At 62.4% G+C, this 17,867-nt stretch carries 18 protein-coding genes and 1 pseudogene; 4 read left to right on the forward strand and 15 right to left on the reverse strand.

Annotated elements, in window-relative coordinates; genetic code table 11:
• Positions 1–81: 81 nt before the first annotated feature.
• The 11 genes from recO to rpoZ all read right to left on the reverse strand — a co-directional run bounded on the left by recO (position 82) and on the right by rpoZ (position 10,352).
• On the reverse strand, positions 82–843 hold the full coding sequence (gene recO / locus CK227_RS21975) for a DNA repair protein RecO (protein WP_095770724.1): 762 nt from the start codon (positions 841–843) through the stop codon (positions 82–84).
• A 138-nt stretch (positions 844–981) separates the two neighbouring features.
• Positions 982–2,133 (reverse strand): porin, encoded by a 1,152-nt coding sequence (locus tag CK227_RS21980; protein WP_095770725.1) that lies wholly within the window; start codon positions 2,131–2,133, stop codon positions 982–984.
• 667 nt (positions 2,134–2,800) lie between these two features.
• Positions 2,801–3,733 (reverse strand): GTPase Era, encoded by a 933-nt coding sequence (era, locus tag CK227_RS21985; RefSeq protein WP_095770726.1) that lies wholly within the window; start codon positions 3,731–3,733, stop codon positions 2,801–2,803.
• Complete coding sequence (gene rnc, locus CK227_RS21990) at positions 3,718–4,431, reverse strand: ribonuclease III (protein WP_095770727.1); 714 nt, start codon at positions 4,429–4,431, stop codon at positions 3,718–3,720. The genes era and rnc overlap by 16 nt, the downstream gene beginning before the upstream one ends.
• A 4-nt stretch (positions 4,432–4,435) precedes the next feature.
• On the reverse strand, positions 4,436–5,185 hold the full coding sequence (lepB, locus tag CK227_RS21995) for a signal peptidase I (protein WP_010915103.1): 750 nt from the start codon (positions 5,183–5,185) through the stop codon (positions 4,436–4,438).
• Positions 5,186–5,263: 78 nt separating this feature from the next.
• A complete protein-coding gene (gene acpS / locus CK227_RS22000; RefSeq protein ID WP_095770728.1) occupies positions 5,264–5,677 on the reverse strand; it encodes a holo-ACP synthase in 414 nt (137 codons plus the stop codon).
• Positions 5,674–6,273, reverse strand: coding sequence for a DUF2062 domain-containing protein (locus tag CK227_RS22005; protein ID WP_095770729.1), 600 nt, complete (start codon positions 6,271–6,273; stop codon positions 5,674–5,676). Before CK227_RS22005 ends, acpS begins: the two co-directional genes overlap by 4 nt.
• Before the next feature lie 263 nt (positions 6,274–6,536).
• Positions 6,537–6,938: a VOC family protein gene (locus CK227_RS22010; RefSeq protein WP_095770730.1), complete on the reverse strand. Its 402-nt coding sequence runs from the start codon at positions 6,936–6,938 to the stop codon at positions 6,537–6,539.
• Between the two features lie 46 nt (positions 6,939–6,984).
• Positions 6,985–7,563, reverse strand: a complete 579-nt coding sequence (pyrE, locus tag CK227_RS22015; protein WP_095770731.1) for an orotate phosphoribosyltransferase — start codon at positions 7,561–7,563, stop codon at positions 6,985–6,987.
• A gap of 30 nt (positions 7,564–7,593) precedes the next feature.
• Complete coding sequence (locus CK227_RS22020; protein WP_010915098.1) at positions 7,594–9,822, reverse strand: bifunctional (p)ppGpp synthetase/guanosine-3',5'-bis(diphosphate) 3'-pyrophosphohydrolase; 2,229 nt, start codon at positions 9,820–9,822, stop codon at positions 7,594–7,596.
• A 128-nt stretch (positions 9,823–9,950) separates the two neighbouring features.
• Positions 9,951–10,352, reverse strand: a complete 402-nt coding sequence (gene rpoZ, locus CK227_RS22025) for a DNA-directed RNA polymerase subunit omega (protein WP_095770732.1) — start codon at positions 10,350–10,352, stop codon at positions 9,951–9,953.
• Positions 10,353–10,671: 319 nt separating this feature from the next.
• Here rpoZ and CK227_RS22030 point away from each other — a divergent pair, with 319 nt between their 5' ends.
• Together CK227_RS22030 and CK227_RS22035 are read left to right on the forward strand one after the other, a co-directional pair.
• The gene (locus CK227_RS22030; protein WP_010915096.1) at positions 10,672–11,253 is read left to right on the forward strand and encodes an NYN domain-containing protein; all 582 of its coding nucleotides are present in this window, start codon (positions 10,672–10,674) and stop codon (positions 11,251–11,253) included.
• 11 nt (positions 11,254–11,264) lie between these two features.
• Positions 11,265–11,921 (forward strand): uracil-DNA glycosylase, encoded by a 657-nt coding sequence (locus CK227_RS22035; protein ID WP_095770733.1) that lies wholly within the window; start codon positions 11,265–11,267, stop codon positions 11,919–11,921.
• A gap of 9 nt (positions 11,922–11,930) precedes the next feature.
• On the opposite strand, the gene CK227_RS22040 is transcribed toward CK227_RS22035, so the two are convergent.
• From CK227_RS22040 to dapA, 3 genes are all read right to left on the reverse strand, one after another.
• Positions 11,931–12,641 (reverse strand): GH25 family lysozyme, encoded by a 711-nt coding sequence (locus CK227_RS22040; protein ID WP_095770734.1) that lies wholly within the window; start codon positions 12,639–12,641, stop codon positions 11,931–11,933.
• Positions 12,642–12,727: 86 nt separating this feature from the next.
• On the reverse strand, positions 12,728–13,207 hold the full coding sequence (gene smpB, locus CK227_RS22045; RefSeq protein ID WP_006202221.1) for an SsrA-binding protein SmpB: 480 nt from the start codon (positions 13,205–13,207) through the stop codon (positions 12,728–12,730).
• Between the two features lie 25 nt (positions 13,208–13,232).
• The gene (gene dapA, locus CK227_RS22050) at positions 13,233–14,114 is read right to left on the reverse strand and encodes a 4-hydroxy-tetrahydrodipicolinate synthase (protein ID WP_095770937.1); all 882 of its coding nucleotides are present in this window, start codon (positions 14,112–14,114) and stop codon (positions 13,233–13,235) included.
• A gap of 301 nt (positions 14,115–14,415) precedes the next feature.
• On the opposite strand from dapA, the gene CK227_RS22055 reads away from it, so the two are divergent.
• Together CK227_RS22055 and CK227_RS22060 are read left to right on the forward strand one after the other, a co-directional pair.
• The gene (locus CK227_RS22055; RefSeq protein WP_095770938.1) at positions 14,416–16,446 is read left to right on the forward strand and encodes a lytic transglycosylase domain-containing protein; all 2,031 of its coding nucleotides are present in this window, start codon (positions 14,416–14,418) and stop codon (positions 16,444–16,446) included.
• A 105-nt stretch (positions 16,447–16,551) separates the two neighbouring features.
• The gene (locus tag CK227_RS22060) at positions 16,552–17,451 is read left to right on the forward strand and encodes an alpha/beta hydrolase (RefSeq protein WP_095770735.1); all 900 of its coding nucleotides are present in this window, start codon (positions 16,552–16,554) and stop codon (positions 17,449–17,451) included.
• Positions 17,452–17,563: 112 nt separating this feature from the next.
• On the opposite strand, the pseudogene CK227_RS22065 reads toward CK227_RS22060, so the two are convergent.
• A pseudogene (locus tag CK227_RS22065) lies at positions 17,564–17,752 on the reverse strand (site-specific integrase); the annotation flags it as partial.
• Between the last annotated feature and the right edge of the window lie 115 nt (positions 17,753–17,867).

The raw sequence follows: 17,867 nt of genomic DNA on the forward strand, positions 1-17,867 counted from the left end.
GCGGCTGGAACATGTCTCGGTACCGAAAACCAAGGACTTGCCGCCGAGCGACGAACCGGTCTGGATAAAGGTCGACCTCCATCATGCGGCATTGTCTCCGGCAATGGCCTTGAGCGTCGCATGATGCTTGCGCAAGGCGGCGAGAAAGCCGGCGCGGGCATCGGGCTGTTCGATGGCACGCGGCTCATAGACGTGGCGCGTGAAGAAAAACCCGGTCAGCCGGAAGGCGTCCTCGACCGCCGCAGGATCTCCGCGCAGGCCGGAGCCGCGTTGCAGAAAGGCCGGCAGCGCCAGCATCTTGTCGCGCCATGGCGCGCCGGCTTCGCGCGACACCGCACGACCCGACTTCGGCGAGACATAGGCCAGATCCTGCTTCGTTCCGGTGGCGGCGCATTGGCTGAGGTCGAGGCCGAAACCGAGTTCATCAAGGATCAGAAGCTCGAAGCGCGCCACCAGTTCGCCGGCGGCGTCGGCATCATCGAGATGGACGATCATCACGGAAAGCGCCTCGTAAAGGCCGCCATGAGCGTCACGCTCGGGCAAGAGGCGCAGATGCGCGGCCATGGTCTGCAGGCCGTAGACGGCAACGGCGCTGTCCATCAGCCTGGCAGCGTTCATCTCGATCGCCTCGGCCTGGAATGTGCCGAGATGCTCGTCAAGGCGGGCCCGCCACAAGAGGTCGACGCGATTGCCGGGCTGGAGAACGGGTTGCTGCTTGCGCGAGCGGCCGCCGCGCACGAGACCGAGATGGCGGCCATGCGCGCGGGTCATCACCTCGAGGATGGCGCTGGTTTCGCCATGCTTGCGGGTGCCGAGAATGATTCCCTCGTCGCGCCATTCCATGCCTAGAGCTTTTCACCCGTTGGACAGCGAAATCAAGGTATGCGGTTTGGGTACCTGACAGACCGGGCACTGGGACGGCGAGCAAAAAAACGCCCGCAGCGATACGCTGCGGGCGGTCTGGTAGGGTCAGTCGATGCTTTAGAACGAGCGCTGGAAGCGGAGAATGCCGCCGACGCTGCTCTTCTTGTTGGCCTTGGTCCAGTTGCTGAAGTCGGCGTCGTCGAACTTTCCAGCATTCAGGTAGTCGACTTCGGCCGTGACCGTCATGCCGGGCACAACTGTATAGGCAACGTTGGCGGCGATGCCGAGGTTCTTCCAGTCGTCATAGGAGACCTGGGCGTTGAACGAAGTCTTGTCGTTGAACTTGTAGGTGCCGCCGCCCCAGACTGCCCAGTTGCCGCCCCACTGCTTGTAGAAGCCACGGCCCTTCGCGTTGACAGCGTTGGTCGGGTCGGTCAGGTTGTCATCGGTGCCGTAGCCACCCATGACGAACAATGACAGTTCCTTGGTGACGTTGACGTCCAAACGAACCTTGCCGGCCACTTCCTCGTAGTTGCTGTCATAGGCGACAACACCGGTGAGCGCACCCCAGTCGGCCTTGTACTTCAAGCCGCCGACGACATGCGGAACGTAGCTGTCGATCGTGTTGGCGCCGGCGCCTTCTTCGAGCGAGACCACCGCGGTGATGCCGTTGCCCGCGTCGAAGTAGTATTGAACGACGTTGCTCTCCTGCCCACCATACGGAACCAGCGTATCCTGGATGACGGCGCCGGCATAGCCGATGAACGTATCGAAAGCCGTATCGTCCTTGCCGACACGCAGGCCGCCGAGCTGGATGTAGGCGAACCGCAGCGACGTAGACTTGTTGCGGCCCTGCCAGTCAGTGGAGCCCGAAGTATAGTCGCCGCTGCTGTTGCCGAAATTGAAGCGGGTCTCGGTGTAGGTCTTCAGGGTGCCGAGTTCGGTCTCCTGACCGGTCCAGGTCTTCAGCGTGAAGCGGGTGTTCTTGTAGTAGGTCGAATGAGTGTCGCCGTCCTGATGGTCCGGGACATGGTTGACACCATCCAACGAGCCGGAGTCACCGACGCCGATGTCATAACGGACATAGCCGCCGATGCGCAGGCAGGTTTCGGTGCCCGGGATGTAGAAGTAGCCGGCACCGTAGACGTCGCAGATCTTGACGTATTCGGCCGGTTCCGGTTCGGCGACAACGACGGCGTCCGCGGCGCGAGCGCCGGAGACCGCGATCAGGGCCGCGGCTGAGCCGAGAAGGAGGCTCTTGATGTTCATTTTCTGACCTCTCCAGTCATAGTTTAAATGGCTTCGGATTTGTGGCTGGCGGATATGTTTTCCCGCCTCACCCCCACAACGAAAAAGGCGCGCACCGCGTCCCCTTTTCGCGGCGAACATACCCATCAATCTTCCGCCTTCAATGACGGTTTTGAAAATAACAGCGATTATTCGAACAGATTAATTCCATGTTGCACAAATAACACTCGCCGTATAGCAAATGGCACAATCGGCACAACGTCATGAAATCAATATATATCCCGATAATTTCTCGACTAACTATATTCTAAACAGGTTAACATTCCAAAAGAACCTCGCTAAATGGGACTTTTTGGCCATCTACGACAACAATCGGCGGTTATTTTTCGTTCCATCTATCGTTGACTGGCATCCAATCCACATCGAGGTTGCGATGGATACCCACGCTGGTCGCTGGGTTGGCCTTATCTGCCAAAGCAATCGAAACGCACCGGCGCGCGCTGTCGCGTTCCCGATTTGTGGCGGTAGCGCTCTCGCTCCATGACAATCACATGCCGGTGCGTGCCACCGGACAGGCTTTAGGGAGCCCAGCGCAACAGGTGCGCGAACGAGAACAAAGACGGCCGAGGAATCACATTATGTCAGCGACTGCGGTCGGCTAGCGCCGCGTCGATGACACGCCAGGGCGCTACTGCGGGAATTCGAGCCCCATCTCGCGGTAGCGTTCGGGGTCATCGCCCCAGTTCTCGCGCACCTTGACGAAAAGGAAGAGGTGCACCTTCTGCTCGAGGATGCCCGCTATCTCCATGCGCGCCGCCTGGCCGATGGCGCGGATGGTCTCGCCCTTGTGGCCGAGCACGATCTTCTTCTGGCTGTCGCGCTCGACATAGATGGTCTGGTCGATGCGCACCGAGCCGTCCGGCTTCTCTTCCCATTTCTCGGTCTCGATATGCGAGGAATAGGGCAGTTCCTGATGCAGCCTGAGATAGAGTTTTTCGCGGGTGATCTCGGCCGCCAGTTGCCGCATCGGCAGGTCGGAAATCTGGTCCTCCGGATAGTACCAGGGGCCGGCCGGCAGCGCCTGCGCCAGATAATCGAGCAGGTCCTTGCAGCCGGAGCCGGTCAGCGCCGAGACCATGAAGGTGCGCTTGAACGGCACTTTCTCGTTCGCCGCCGCGGACAGAGCCAGAAGCGTCTCATGCTTGACCCGGTCGACCTTGTTGAGGATCAGCGCCATCGGCTGGCGCACATCCTTCAGCCGTTCGAGGATGGCATCGGCGTCGCCCCGGATGCCGCGCTCGGCATCAATCAGCAAAAGCACGATATCGGCATCCTTGGCGCCGCCCCAGGCGGTGGTCACCATCGCGGTGTCGAGGCGCCGCTTGGGTTTGAAGATGCCGGGCGTGTCGACGAAGACGATCTGCGCATTGTCATGGGTGGCGATGCCACGCACGATGGCACGCGTCGTCTGCACCTTGTGGGTGACGATCGACACCTTGGCGCCGACCAACTGGTTGACCAGGGTCGACTTGCCGGCATTCGGCGCGCCGATCAGCGCGACGAAGCCGGAATGCGTGGTGGGGGTTTCGGCAGTTTCAATATCGGTCATGCCGCGTTCCATACACCTTCGCGCAGCAGAAGGGCAGCCGCGGCTGCCTGCTCCGCTTCACGTTTGGAACGGCCACTGCCGATCGCCGGTTGAAATGCACCGACCCTGACGCTGACGGTGAACAATGGATCGTGGTCCGGCCCCTCGCGGCTGTCGATCTGGTAGGCGGGAACCGCACTTGCCGCCTGATGCGCCCATTCCTGCAATTCGGTCTTGGCGTCGCGGCGCGCCGCACCGGAAGCCTGCGAACGCGGCTGCCAGTATTTGTGAATGAAGGCGCGTGCCGCCTCCAGCCCTCCGTCGAGGTAGAGCACGGCGATCAGCGATTCCAAGGCATCGGCGCGCAGATTGACGCGCTTGCGCCCCTCGAGCCCGCGCACATCCGATCCGGCGCGGATCAGATCCGGCAGCCCGATATGTTCGGCGATCTCGGAAAGCGCCTCGGCATTGACCAGCGCATTGAGCCGCAGCGACAATTCGCCTTCCGCCGCGTCGGGAAACGCCGCCAGCAGCATATCGGCAACGACCAGGCCGAGAACCCGGTCGCCGAGAAATTCGAAACGCTCGTAATCGGTGCCGGCATTGGCGCCGCGGGCGCTGGCGTGGGTCAGCGCGCGCTGCAAGCGTTGGCGGTCGGCAAAAGCATGGCCCGTGCGTTCCACCAGCGCTTGCGCGAGCGCATCGGCGGTCAACCGTTTTGTTGCCGCCATGACCCTAGTTGACGAAATGGAACAGGCGCGAAACGCGCATCAGCGACGGCCATTTCCAGATTTCGAGAGGGCTGGCCTTGCCGGCGATCGAGAAGAAGACAAGGTTGGCGCGGCCAACCAGGTTTTCGGCCGGAACGTAGCCGACGGTGAACCGGCTGTCGGCGGAATTGTCCCTGTTGTCGCCCATCATGAAATAGTGACCGGGCGGCACGTCGAATTCGCGCGTGTTGTCGCCGATCGAATTCGGATTGAGGTCGAGCGTGTCGTAGCTGACGCCGTTGGGCAGGGTTTCCCGGTAGACGTCGATCGGCTGAGGCATTTCAGTGATATCGGGATTGTCGATCTGGCCGGTCTTCACGCGCGGCACGCCGACGCCGTTGATGAACAGCTGGCCATTCTTCATCTGGATCTTGTCGCCGGGCAGGCCGACCACGCGCTTGATGTAGTCGACGGACGGATCCGGCGGGAACTTGAACACCACAACGTCGCCGCGCTTGGGCTCGGAGCCCCAGATGCGGCCCGAGAAGAGATCGGGCCCGAACGGCAGCGAATAGCGCGAATAGCCGTAGGACCATTTGGTGACGAACAGATAGTCGCCTTCCAGGAGTGTCGGCCGCATCGATCCCGACGGGATCGAAAAGGGCTGAAACAGCAGCGTGCGGATGACCAGCGCGAGCAAAAGCGCCTGGACGATGACGCTGACGGTTTCGCCAAGCCCGCCGGATTTCTTCTGGGATTTTTCAGCCACGCTCATGTCGTCCTCGATTGTGCGTTGGATGTATAGAGTCTCGGCGCGCGCTGGGCAACGTCAATGCCGGTCCGTCAGATGCAATCAATGTGGCGCTTGTTCGACGGGCAGCGCCTCGATGATCACAAAGGCTTGAGCGAGCGGGAAATCATCGGTGATGGTGAGGTGGATCGCCGCCTTGTGCGCTGGGGGCAGGATTTTTTCGAGCCGTGCCAGCGCCCCGCCGGTCAGTGCCATGGTCGGCGCGCCGCTGGGCAGGTTGACGACGCCCATGTCGCGCCAGAACACACCTTGCGCCAGACCCGTGCCGAGGGCCTTGGCGCAGGCCTCCTTGGCGGCGAAGCGCTTGGCGTAGGAAGCGGCGCGGGCACGGCGGTTCTCCGAACGCGCCTGTTCGACCTCGGTGTAGATTCTCTCGATGAAACGCCGACCGTGACGCTCCAGCGATTTCTCAATACGCCTGATATCGATCAGATCGCTGCCGATGCCGATGATCATCGCGTAGCGGAACCGATGCTTGCTCCGGGATGAGGCGGTTGCTCGCGGCGGCTTGCGCGCTCGGCCAGCCGCTTGCGCCTCTGCTCGCGAAAGACATTCATGCCCCAGCGCGTGACGCCGTAGAACAGGAGGCCAAACACCAGCCCGAGCGGCACCGCGCCGATCAGCATGGGTTCCAGCACGGGATGCCATAGTTTCGCGAAGGAAAGCGTGTGCAGCATCTCGCCCAGATGCGCCGGCGGACCATGCGCCGGCAGGCGATCGTGCAGGATGAGCTTGCCGGTTTCCCAGGATGCGCCCCACAGAATGGGAAAAGTCAGCGGATTGCCGAAGAAAACAGCGCCGAGTGCCGCCGCCACCAGATTGCCGGCGATCACCCAACACAGAACGGCGGCAATGATGAAATGGAAGCCCACGGGAAAGAACGAAGCGAAGACACCAGCCGCCACACCGGCTGCCACCGCGTGCGGCGTGGCCTTCAGCCGCAGGATGCGCTTGGAGAAATACTGCAGCGAGCGCGTGAACGACCGGCGCGGCCACAGATAGGTGCGCACCCGCTCCAAAAGGCCATCAGGCTTGCGGCGACGAAAAAGCACTCTCTTCCTATTCCCGATACTTTACAGCTTGCGTGCCGGCCATCTTCAGCCGGGCTTCAACCGCCACATCTTGCGCTTTACGGTCACCCGAAGGCAATCGCGACTTTGATATAGCGATCCGCAAGCCCGACAACAACCGAACGGTACCTGTACAGCGACCGCGCCGCCATGATCTTTGGTAAGGTCCACGTCTTCAACACCTGACAATCGCGGCGAATTTGAGAATGGCTTCGGCCTATGGTCGCAGCCGGATGCCTGAGACATCACCGCAAGTACCGGCTGACTTCGACAAGATTGCCGTCCGGATCGCGGAAATAGACAGACATCATCGGACCGCGCGCCCCGATGCGTTCGACCGGCCCCAGTTCGAGCACAACGCCATTGGCTTCAAGACGGGCGCGGATTTCGTCGAGCGGTCGTTCGGTGATCAGGCAGAAATCGCCTGACCCTGGCGTCGGCGCCTTCGCCTTGGGCTCGAAGGTGCGGCTGATCTCGTGGACATTGATCTTCTGGCCGCCAAAAGCCAGCGCCGTCGGCCGGCCCGGCGTGTCGATGCGCTCGAAACCCAGCACGCGCTGGTAAAAGGCGCAGGTCGCTTCGAGCGACGCCACCGTCAGCACGAAATGATCGATCCCGACGATCATTTCGAATTTGCCTTCACGCATGTCGTCACTCCCAAAACCGCCGCGCACTTTTGGGCGACATGAACGGTCAGATGTTGCGGCTGCCGGGCTTGACCGCCGGTATCGCCGCAAGCTCCGGCGGCAGCCGGTCGGGCGGATAGGCCGGAACCTCGTATTCGGCGAGCGCGATCAACGGCACGCCGACATGGGTCTTGCCAGCTGAACGGTCGATGATGCAGGCGGCAGCCACCACCTCGGCGCCAAGCTCGCGCAGGCACTCGATGGTTTCGCGGATCGACAGGCCGGTGGTGACGATGTCCTCGACGATGACGACGCGCGCGCCCCTGGCGATCTCGAAGCGGCGCAGGCGGAACTCGCCCCCTTCCCGCTCGACCCAGATCGCCGGCACGCCGAGATGGCGCGAGGTTTCGTAGGCCGGGATCAGGCCGCCGATCGCCGGGCCGACGACATAGTCGATCTTGCCTGGCACCGCTGTCCGGATCTTTTCGGCCAGCGCCTTGCAAAGCCGCTCGGTCTTGTCGGCATGCATGAACACCCGCGCCTTCTGCAGGAAGACTGGACTGCGCAGGCCCGACGTCAGGATGAAATGCCCCTCTAGAACAGCACCCGCCTCGCGGAAAATGCCCAGCACTTCATCGGTCTTCATCTGCGCCTGCCCCCAGATAGATCAGCCGTGTCAGCCATTCACACGCCGTGCGTCGCTGACGCTCGAATTGTCCTTGAGCTGCGACAGCAGCCGGTTGAGATGCTTCAGATCCCAGACTTCGAGATCGATCAGCATTTCGGTGAAGTCGGGCGCGGTGCGCACCATCGACAGCGTATGGATGTTGGCGTCGTTGGACGCAACGACCTGGGCGATATCGGCGAGCGAGCCCGGCGCATTGATGGCGGTGACCGAGACACGCGCGGGGAAGCGCTCCTTGGTGCGCTCGTCAATGTCCCAGCGCACGTCGATCCAGCGCTCGGGCTGGTCATCGAAAGCCTGCAGCGCCGGCGACTGGATCGGATAGATGGTGATGCCGGTGCCCGGCTGGACGATGCCAACGATGCGATCGCCCGGCACCGCGCCTTCCGGCGCGAAGCGCACTGGCAGGTCGCCGCGCACGCCGCGGATCGGCACGGCGCCGTCGCGCGGCTGGTCCTTGTCCTTGCGCGCGGCCCGGCCCGGAATCTGGAACAGCATGCCGGCGGCGTTGCGGATCTTCGACCAGCCCTCCTCGCGCTGCTTGGGCGCTGCCGGCGTGACACGCTCGTCCTTATAGTCGGGGAAGACCGCCTTCATGACGTCGGTGGAAGCCAGTTCGCCACGGCCGACGGACGCCAGCACGTCCTCGATGTCCTTGCGTGCCAGCCGGTGCAGGACCGGCTTCAGGCTTTCCTTGGTGAAATTCTTGCCGGCCCGTTCGAAGGCGCGTTCGAGAATGCGCGCGCCGAGACCGGAATACTGCTTGCGGATGGCGTTCTTGGTGGCCCGGCGGATGGCGGCGCGCGCCTTGCCGGTGACGACGACCGATTCCCACGCCGCCGGCGGCACCTGCGCCTTGGAGCGGATGATCTCGACCTCGTCGCCATTCTTCAGTTCCGTCATCAGCGGCATGATGCGGCCATTGACCTTGGCGCCGACGCAGGTGTCGCCGACATCGGTGTGCACCGCATAGGCGAAATCGATGGGCGTGGCGCCGCGCGGCAAGGCAATCAGCATGCCTTTGGGCGTGAAGCAGAACACCTGGTCCTGGAACAGTTCCAGCTTGGTGTTTTCGAGGAAATCCTCGGGATTGTCACCTTCCGCAAGCTGCTCGATGGTGCGCCGCAGCCAGGCATAGGCATTGGTCTCCTTCGAGATCGCATGGCCGGCGCCGTTCGTCTTGCCGCCGGTGTCCTTGTAGATCGAGTGCGCCGCGACGCCGTATTCGGCGATCTTGTTCATTTCGCGGGTGCGGATCTGCAGCTCGACGCGCTGGCGCGAGGGGCCGACGATGGTGGTGTGGATCGAGCGGTAGTCGTTCTGCTTCGGCGTCGAGATGTAGTCCTTGAAGCGGCCGGGCACCATCGACCATGTGGTATGGATGGCACCGAGCGCGCGGTAGCAGTCCTCGACCGTATCGACGACGACGCGGAAGCCGAAAATGTCGGACAGCTGCTCGAAGGACAGCGCCTTGGCTTCCATCTTGCGGAACACCGACCAGGGCTTCTTCTGGCGGCTCTTCACGCCGGCGTTGATGGCATGCTTTTCAAACAGCGCCGACAGCGCCTTTTCAATATCGGTCAGCACGCCCTTGTTGCGCTCGAAGATCTCGGCGAGCCGCGCGGTCACGGCACGGTAGGCTTCCGGATTGATGTAGCGGAAGGCGATCTCCTCCAGTTCCTCGCGCATGCCTTGCATGCCCATGCGCCCGGCCAGCGGCGCATAGATGTCCATCGTCTCCTCGGCGATGCGCAGGCGCTTGGCTTCCGGCATGTGGTCGAGGGTGCGCATGTTGTGCAGCCGGTCGGCGAGCTTGACCAGCAGCACGCGGACGTCTTCCGAGATCGCCAGCAGCAGCTTGCGCAGGTTCTCGGCCTGCTCTGCCTTCTTGGAAACGAGATCAAGCTTCTTCAGCTTGGTCAGGCCCTCGACCAGCTTGCCCATTTCGGGGCCGAACAGATCGTCGATCTCGGCCCGCGTCGCCGTGGTGTCCTCGATCGTGTCGTGCAGCAAAGCGACGGCGATCGTCGCCTCGTCCATGTGCATTTCGGTGAGGATGGCGGCGACTTCGAGCGGATGCGAGAAATAGGGATCGCCGGAAGCGCGCTTCTGGTGGCCATGCTTCTGCATGGCATAGACATAGGCCTTGTTGAGCAACGCCTCGTTGACGTCAGGCTTGTAGCGCTGGACGCGCTCGACAAGCTCATACTGACGCATCATGGGCGGAATCTCTCAGCGATGAAATGAATCATGCGCCGCACTGCTGTACGGCGCATGTCATAGATAGCCACGAAACTGCCGGGACGGAAGTGCCGGAAACGTGTTCCGGGCAGGTCCAGAAAACTCTCTTAGTAGTCGTCGCTCTTTTCCGGCGGTACCAGACCTTCGATGCCGGCCAGCAGGTCTTCCTCGGTCATGCGATCGAAGGTGATGTTGTCCTCGGCTTCGTCGGTTTCGGTGGCCGCGACAGCGCCGCCGGTCTGGTCGGCGATCACCTCGCCATCGGCCTCGGGCTCGTCGACCTCGACATGCTTCTGCAGCGAATGGATCAGATCTTCCTTGAGGTCGTCGGGCGACAGTGTCTCGTCGGCGATCTCGCGCAAGGCAATGACCGGGTTCTTGTCGTTGTCGCGAGGAACGGTGATCTGCGCGCCCTGGCTGATCTGGCGAGCACGATGGCCGGCCAAAAGCACCAGCTCGAAGCGGTTGTCGACCTTGTCGATGCAATCTTCAACGGTTACGCGGGCCATGGACTGCCCCTTTCATGCCTGGATTTGATGGAAAACAGGCGCGGTCCATAACCCGAACGCCGCCAAAATACAAGCATCATGGCATTGGCGGGACTGTTGGCGCCCAATCCCTGCCTAAACACTGGATTTGGCAAACCGCCCGCGTCGTTCGCTCGACGCCGCGATCACAATTGCTTGCATTGCCCCATCACGCCTTGGATTGCCACCAAACTGGCGTTATCTCGGATGGACAAGGTCAGCCGGTTTATTATGAGCCCGACCGATAGTCGCTACCGCATTTCGTTTAGACGGCCGCATTTTTCGAAAAGGAATATTTTCCATGTTCGACCCACGTGAAAAAATCGCCTTGTTCATCGACGGTGCCAATCTCTACGCTACGTCGCGGGCGCTCGGCTTCGACATCGACTATCGCAAGCTGTTGTCGAGTTTCCAGAAGCGCGGCTATCTCTTGCGCGCCTATTATTACACGGCGCTGGTCGAGGATCAGGAATACTCCTCGATCCGCCCGCTGATCGACTGGCTCGACTATAACGGCTTCAAGGTGGTGACCAAGCCGGCCAAGGAGTTCACCGACTCGACCGGCCGCCGCAAGATCAAGGGCAATATGGACATCGAACTGACGGTCGATGCGCTGGAGCTCGCCGATGTCGTCGACCACTATGTCATTTTCTCCGGCGACGGCGACTTCCGCACGCTGGTCGAGGCGCTGCAGCGGCGCGGCCGCAAGGTGTCGATCGTCTCGACCATGGCCTCGCAACCGCCGATGATCTCGGATGATCTGCGCCGCCAGGCCGACCATTTCATCGACCTGACGACGCTGAAGAACGAAGTCGGCCGCGATCCTTCCGAGCGGCCCGTGCGCCGGCCCGAGCCGGCTGAAGTCGACGAGGACGACTACTGAGGGCGGGCACCTTGACCGCCCTCCCCGCTTCCGAACCCAGCCGCGACTGCCCGCTCTGCCCGCGGCTGCATGACTTCGTCGCCGAGTGGCGGCAACGCGAGCCGTCATGGTTCAACGCGCCGGTGCCGACCTTCCTGCCGCCGCAGGGTGAGGACACCGTCCAGCTTCTGATCGTCGGGCTGGCGCCCGGTCTGCGCGGCGCCAACCGCACCGGCCGCCCCTTCACCGGCGACTATGCCGGCGACCTGCTCTACTCGACCCTGATCGCGCACGGCTTTGCACGCGGTGAGTTCAAGGCGCGGCCCGATGACGGGCTGGAGCTTGTCGGCACGGCGATCACCAATGCCGTGCGCTGCGTGCCGCCGGAGAACAAGCCTGTCGGCGCCGAAATCTCGACCTGCCGCAGCTTCCTGGTGCCGACGATTGCACGCTTTCCCAAGCTACGCGCAGTGCTGGCGCTCGGATCGATCGCGCACCAGTCGACCGTGCGGGCGCTCGGCGAGCGCGTCGCCGCCTATCCATTCAGGCATGGCGGGCAGTTGCCGGCCGGTGGCATCACGCTGTTTTCCAGCTATCACTGCTCACGCTACAACACCAATACGGGCGTGCTGACCGAGGCGATGTTCGTCAGCGTTTTCAGCGAGATCGCGGCGTTCCTGAAGATATAGATTCACTCCTCAATGCGCCGGCGCAAGCAGCGCCGCCAATTTCTCCAGCCCGCCCTGCAGAACGTTCAGGTCGACGTCACCCTCGATACCGTCTATGCGCCCGCGATTGTGGTACTGCCAGTAGATCCAGTCGTGGCGGTCAGGTTCCACCAGCAGCGAGCGAAGCCAGAGCGGGCGAGCGGCGATCTGCCCGGCATAGGCAGCCTCGGCCTCATCGGTCAGATAGACGATCGCCGTCTTGCCGAATGCCTGCTCGACAGGTCCGAGGAAAGCCTGGAGTTCAGCATTCAGTTGCTCGGGCGATGGGCGCTGCGGACAGTTGCCGCCGAACTCGACATCGACGACCGGCGGCAGCAAGGGCTGATCGTGCGGTACCACCGAGATGAAATTCTTCGCCTGGTCGGCGCCGGGCCGGCAGAAGGTGAAGAAATGATAGGCGCCTACGGCAAGGCCGGCCGCGCGGGCCTCACGTAGATTGGCGGCAAAAGCACGATCGACATGATCGCCGCCCTCGGTCGCCTTGATGACGGCGAAGGCGACATCGTCGGCGGCAACGCGCCGCCAGTCGATCTGGCCTTGATGATGCGAGACGTCGATGCCTCTGACCGGATATTTGCTACGGTCGGGAGAATAGGTGTGGAAGTAGAAGAAGCCGCCGGCCACCGCCATCGCTGCAAACGCCAGGCTCATCAATCCCCAGAGGATGATCCGGTTCTTCAAAGCGATCCCCTCTGGTATCTGCCGATTGCGCTTGCCCGAAATTTGGAAGCCAAACTGGCTTTTCGAGGGCTACCGCCTGATGTCTCTCACCCACGCTCCTTCAAGAGCCGGCCCTTCTCACGCGACCAGTCGCGCTGTTTCTCGGTCTCGCGCTTGTCGTGCAATTTCTTGCCGCGGCCGACGGCGAGCAGCAGCTTGGCGCGGCCCTGGTCGTTGAAATAGATTTTCAGCGGCACCAGCGTCATGCCTTCGCGGTCGACGCTCTGCGACAGCTTGGCCATCTCGCGCTTGTTGAGCAGGAGTTTGCGCCGCCGCCTGGGCTCGTGGTTGAAGCGGTTGGCCTGCAGATATTCGGGCAGATAGGAATTGATCAGCCAGATCTCGCCGCCTTCGACCGAGGCATAGCTGTCCTGGATATTGGCCTGGCCTTGGCGCAGGGACTTGACCTCGGTGCCGGTCAGCACCAAGCCGGCCTCGATCGTGTCGAGCACCTCATAGGAAAACCGTGCCTTGCGGTTTTCCGCAACGGTCTTGTTGTTGGGATCGGCTTTTCTGACTTGATTCATGATGTGGAGAGGTGGCGCCTCATCCTCAATTAATCAAGCCGGCGTGCTTCATGGCCGTATCGATCTTCGCCGCGGTCGATTCCTCGACCGTGACCAGCGGCGACCGCAGCACATTCTCGACCTTGCCCAGCTTCGACAGCGCGTATTTGGCGCCGGACACGCCGGGCTCCAGGAAGATCGCCTTGTGCAGGGGCAAGAGACGATCCTGCAATTCCAGCGCCTTGGCGCTGTCGCCGGAAAGCGTCGCCTCCTGGAATTCGGCGCACAGCCGCGGCGCGACGTTCGAAGTCACCGAAATGCAGCCGACACCGCCATGGGCGTTGAAGCCGAGCGCCGAGGCGTCCTCGCCGGAAAGCTGGATGAAATCCTTGCCGCAGGTCATGCGCTGCTCGGACACACGCTCGACCTTGCCGGTCGCGTCCTTGACGCCGACGATGTTCTTGAAGTCGTGAGCCAGCCGCCCCATCGTCTCCGGCATCATGTCGATCACCGAACGCGGCGGGATGTTGTAGATGATGATCGGCAGCTTGGTCGCCCTGGCGACGGCGGCGAAATGCTCGTAGAGGCCGCGCTGCGTCGGCTTGTTGTAATAGGGCGTGACGACCAGGGCGGCATCGGCGCCAACCTTTTCGGCATATTGCACGAGGCCGACGGCTTCCGCCGTGTTGTTGGAACCGGCGCCGGCGACGACCGGAGCGCGGCCCTTGGCCACCTCGATGCAGACCTTGACGACATGGCGATGCTCATCGTGCGACAGTGTCGGCGACTCGCCAGTGGTGCCAACGGGAACCAGACCGGTCGTGCCTTCCGCGAGCTGCCATTCGACAAAGGCGCGAAAGGCTTTCTCGTCGAAACGCCCGCTCTTTTCGAACGGTGTCACGAGCGCAGTAAGCGAGCCTCTCAGCATGTCGTCCAACTCCTTGGGACTTGTTTGTCGATGCATGTCGCTGTCCCAAAACCGGTATCCACTTTTGGGCGACATGCATCGGTGTTTGTCGATCAGTTTGTCGTGCGCGCCTTCTAACCGAAAGCGAAGCGGCGCACCATAGTCTCGACATGGTTGCGCGGCAAGCATTGCCATGGTGCCAGCAAGCGCAATTCGAACAGCCTTGATAACTCTTTGTTTACGAGCCCTTCACGACCTAAGTCTAGGCTTCGAGGTATCTTCGCCTGCTGGTAGAATGCTGAACCAAGGAAGACACGAGACCATGCCGACCCGTCGGCCTCACCTCTTCGCGCTGCTTGGCGCCATCGCCGCGCTGATGCCCGGTGTGGCGATCAGCGGCAGCGTGGATGCGCGGGCCACCGCGGCGATCCCGATGCCGAGCCCGCAGGACAGCGCGCCGCAGGCCCCCTCGACCGGCGTCTTGCTGCTGAAGAGCGGGCTGGACGCGCTGGCGGCCGGTGATATTCCCGGCGCTCGTCGTGTGCGCGATGGGCTTCCCGCCCAATCGCTCGACCAGCACATACTGGCCTGGGCGATCGCACTTTACGGCGGCGACAAGGTTCCGAGCGGCGACATCGCCGCCGCCGCGAAGATGCTGCCCAACTGGCCGGGCACCATTGCCTTGCGCAAGAACAGCGAGCGGGCGCTCTATCGAGAAAACCCCGCTCCCGACATCGTCATTGCGGCGTTCGATGGCAGCCAGCCGCAGACATTCGAAGGCGTCATGGTTCTCGCCCGCGCCTATGTGGCGACGGGCAATCTCAAGGCGGCACGCTCGGTGCTGTCGCCGTTTTGGCGCACCACGGTCCTGGAAGCCAAGGACGAGACGTCGCTGATCAAGGAATTCGGCGGTCTTATCCCTGCCGCCGACCACCGTTTTCGCATGGACCGTATGTTTTATGCCGACCGGGTGAATTCCGCGCTGCGCATTGCCGGTCTTGCCGGCGCCCAGCAGTTTGCCGAGGCCTGGGCCGCGGCCGACAGAGGCGACAGGAATGCGTTGAAGCTGTTGAAGGCGGTCCCGGCATCCCAGCGTTCTGCCGACTATTTCTTCGCGCAGGCCGAGTATCTGCGCAAGCAGGAGGATTTTGCTGGCGCCGCCGCCGTGGTGATGAAGGCGCCGACGGACCGCGAGGCTCTGGTCGACCCGGACGCCTGGTGGGTCGAGCGCCGGGTGCTGTCGCGCGAACTGGTTGACCAAGGCGACATGAAGACGGCGTACACGATTGTCGCCACGCATGCCGCCGAAAGTGCAGCCAATGCGGCCGAGGCCGAGTTCCATGCCGGCTGGTATGCGCTGCGTGGCCTCAACGACCCCAAGCTTGCCGCGACGCATTTTTCGCGCATCGCCGACCTTGCCCAAGGGCCGATGACCCTGTCGCGCGCCTATTACTGGCTCGGCCGTGCCGCGGAAGTCGGCGGTCCCGGCAGCGCCAAGGACTATTTTGGGCGCGCCGCCAATTATGGGACGACCTTTTACGGGCAGCTTGCCGCCGAACGTGTCGGCCGGCAGGCGCTTAACATCGTCTATCCCATGCCCAGTGCCGCCGACCGGCAGAATTTTGCCGGCCGCGAGGCGGTCAGCGCGATCAAGCGGCTGCAGGAGGCAGGCTATGATCGCTATGCCGAAACGCTCTATCGCGACCTCGCCGGCCAGTTGACCAGCCCAGGCGAACTGGCGCTGCTTGCTGTCCTTGCCGAGAAGCAGGGCAACCATTTCATGGCGCTGAAGGTCGGCAAGATCGCCGGCGCGCGCAGCATCGATGTCGGCGCGCTGTCGCATCCGCTCGGCGTCATTCCTGATTCGGCCAATATTTCCGGCTCGGGCAAGGCGCTTGCCTATGCGATTGCCCGCCAGGAGAGCGAATTCAACATCGGTGCCGTATCCAGCGCCGGCGCGCGCGGGCTGCTGCAGCTGATGCCGGGAACCGCCAAGCAACTGGCGAAGAAGGCCGGGTTGCAGTTTTCGCAGGCACGGCTGACCACCGACGCCGGCTACAACGCCACACTCGGCTCGGCCTTCCTCGGCGAGCAGCTCGATCGCTTCAACGGCTCCTACGTGCTGACCTTCGCCGGCTACAATGCCGGCCCCAACCGGGCCAGCCAGTGGGTGGCGAAATACGGCGACCCGCGCGGCAAGGACATCGATGCGGTGGTGGACTGGATCGAGCGGATTCCCTACACGGAAACAAGAAGTTACGTGCAGCGCGTGATGGAGAATTACGAGGTCTACAAGATGCGTATTTCCGGCAAATACGACATTGTCGGCGACCTCGTGAACGGGCGCAACTGAGGACGCTGACGGCTTGAGAGGCGACCGAGCGTCGCTCCTTCTATTTGACCATCCCTGCCCTCGTCTGTAGCAGTCGCAGACGATCCAGACAGGGAGTCCTTTCAGATGTCGAGCACCGGAGGTTTTCCCGACTTCTTCTACGTAGCGCCAGACGGGCTGAGACTTCATGCCCGCCTCTATGGCGAAGCGAAGCCCGGACATTGGCCGGTCATCTGCCTGCCCGGCCTGACCCGCAACGCGCGGGATTTTCATGAGCTGGCACTTTATCTTTCGACGCGATCGCCGGTACCGCGCCAAGTGGTTGCCTTCGACTATCGCGGACGCGGACAGTCAGCCTACGATCCCGATGTCAGCCACTACAATGTCGGCGTCGAGGCCAGCGACATCCTTGCCGGGCTGGCCGCGCTTGGCATTGAGGGGGCGGCCTTCATCGGCACCTCACGCGGCGGGCTGATCATCCATGTGCTTGGCGCGCTGCGCCCGGCCGTGCTGAAAGCCATTGTTTTCAACGACATCGGGCCGGTGATCGAGCCGGCCGGCCTCGCCCACATCCAGTCCTATCTCGAACGCACGTCGAAGCCGAAAACCTTCACCGAGGCGATGGATGCCCAGCGCAGCGTTCACGGCAAGGATTTTTCCAAGCTCACCGACGCCGACTGGACGCGGATGGTGGGAGCGCTCTACCGTGAGACGGATCAAGGGCTGTTGCCGGATTTTGATCCGAAACTGGTCGATATGGTCGCCAATCTTGACCTGTCACAGCCATTGCCGGCGCTGTGGCCGCAGTTCGAGGCGTTGGCAGCCATTCCCCTGCTCGCTATCCGTGGCGCCAATTCCAGGCTGTTGTCGCCTGAAACTCTGGAGCAGATGCGCCAGCGCCATCCGATGATGGAAGCGATCGCGGTCGAGGGCCAGGGCCACGCCCCTTTCCTCGAAACTGGCAGCTTGCCCGGCGATATAGCGACCTTCCTTGATCGGGCTGAGCGCAGACACCAAACAAAGTAAACCCTAAGACCAGATCTGGCCCTGAGGTCACCATGACAGTATATACAGGCCTTTGGAACTATTTGGCCTTTGAGCTTTTCCCTGACGCTTTCGCTGGCTTCGCCGCGCCCGCCTGACCCCGTTCGGTCATCGGAATGGCGCGGCTGAGGCCGGATTTGGTGATCCAGAAGGAAACGCGATGTTCCTGGATGTCGTTCAAGATCAGTCCGAGCGCCCCGCCGAGACGGCAGCCGCTGTCGACCAGGAAGACTGAAAGCCTGTAGGCATCCTCGCTGCGGCTCCTGATGGCGGCGAACAGCCTGGCCTACGGACGAAAGGGCTGTTCGGCTGCTATCCCCCAGCGTTGTTGCACAAATGACGCGACTTGGCCCAACTCAGAAAGCACTCGTTAACCATCAGGGCCGCCCTAACCCCCA

The organism is Mesorhizobium sp. WSM4308 (assembly GCF_002294905.1).
Lineage (GTDB): Bacteria > Pseudomonadota > Alphaproteobacteria > Rhizobiales > Rhizobiaceae > Mesorhizobium.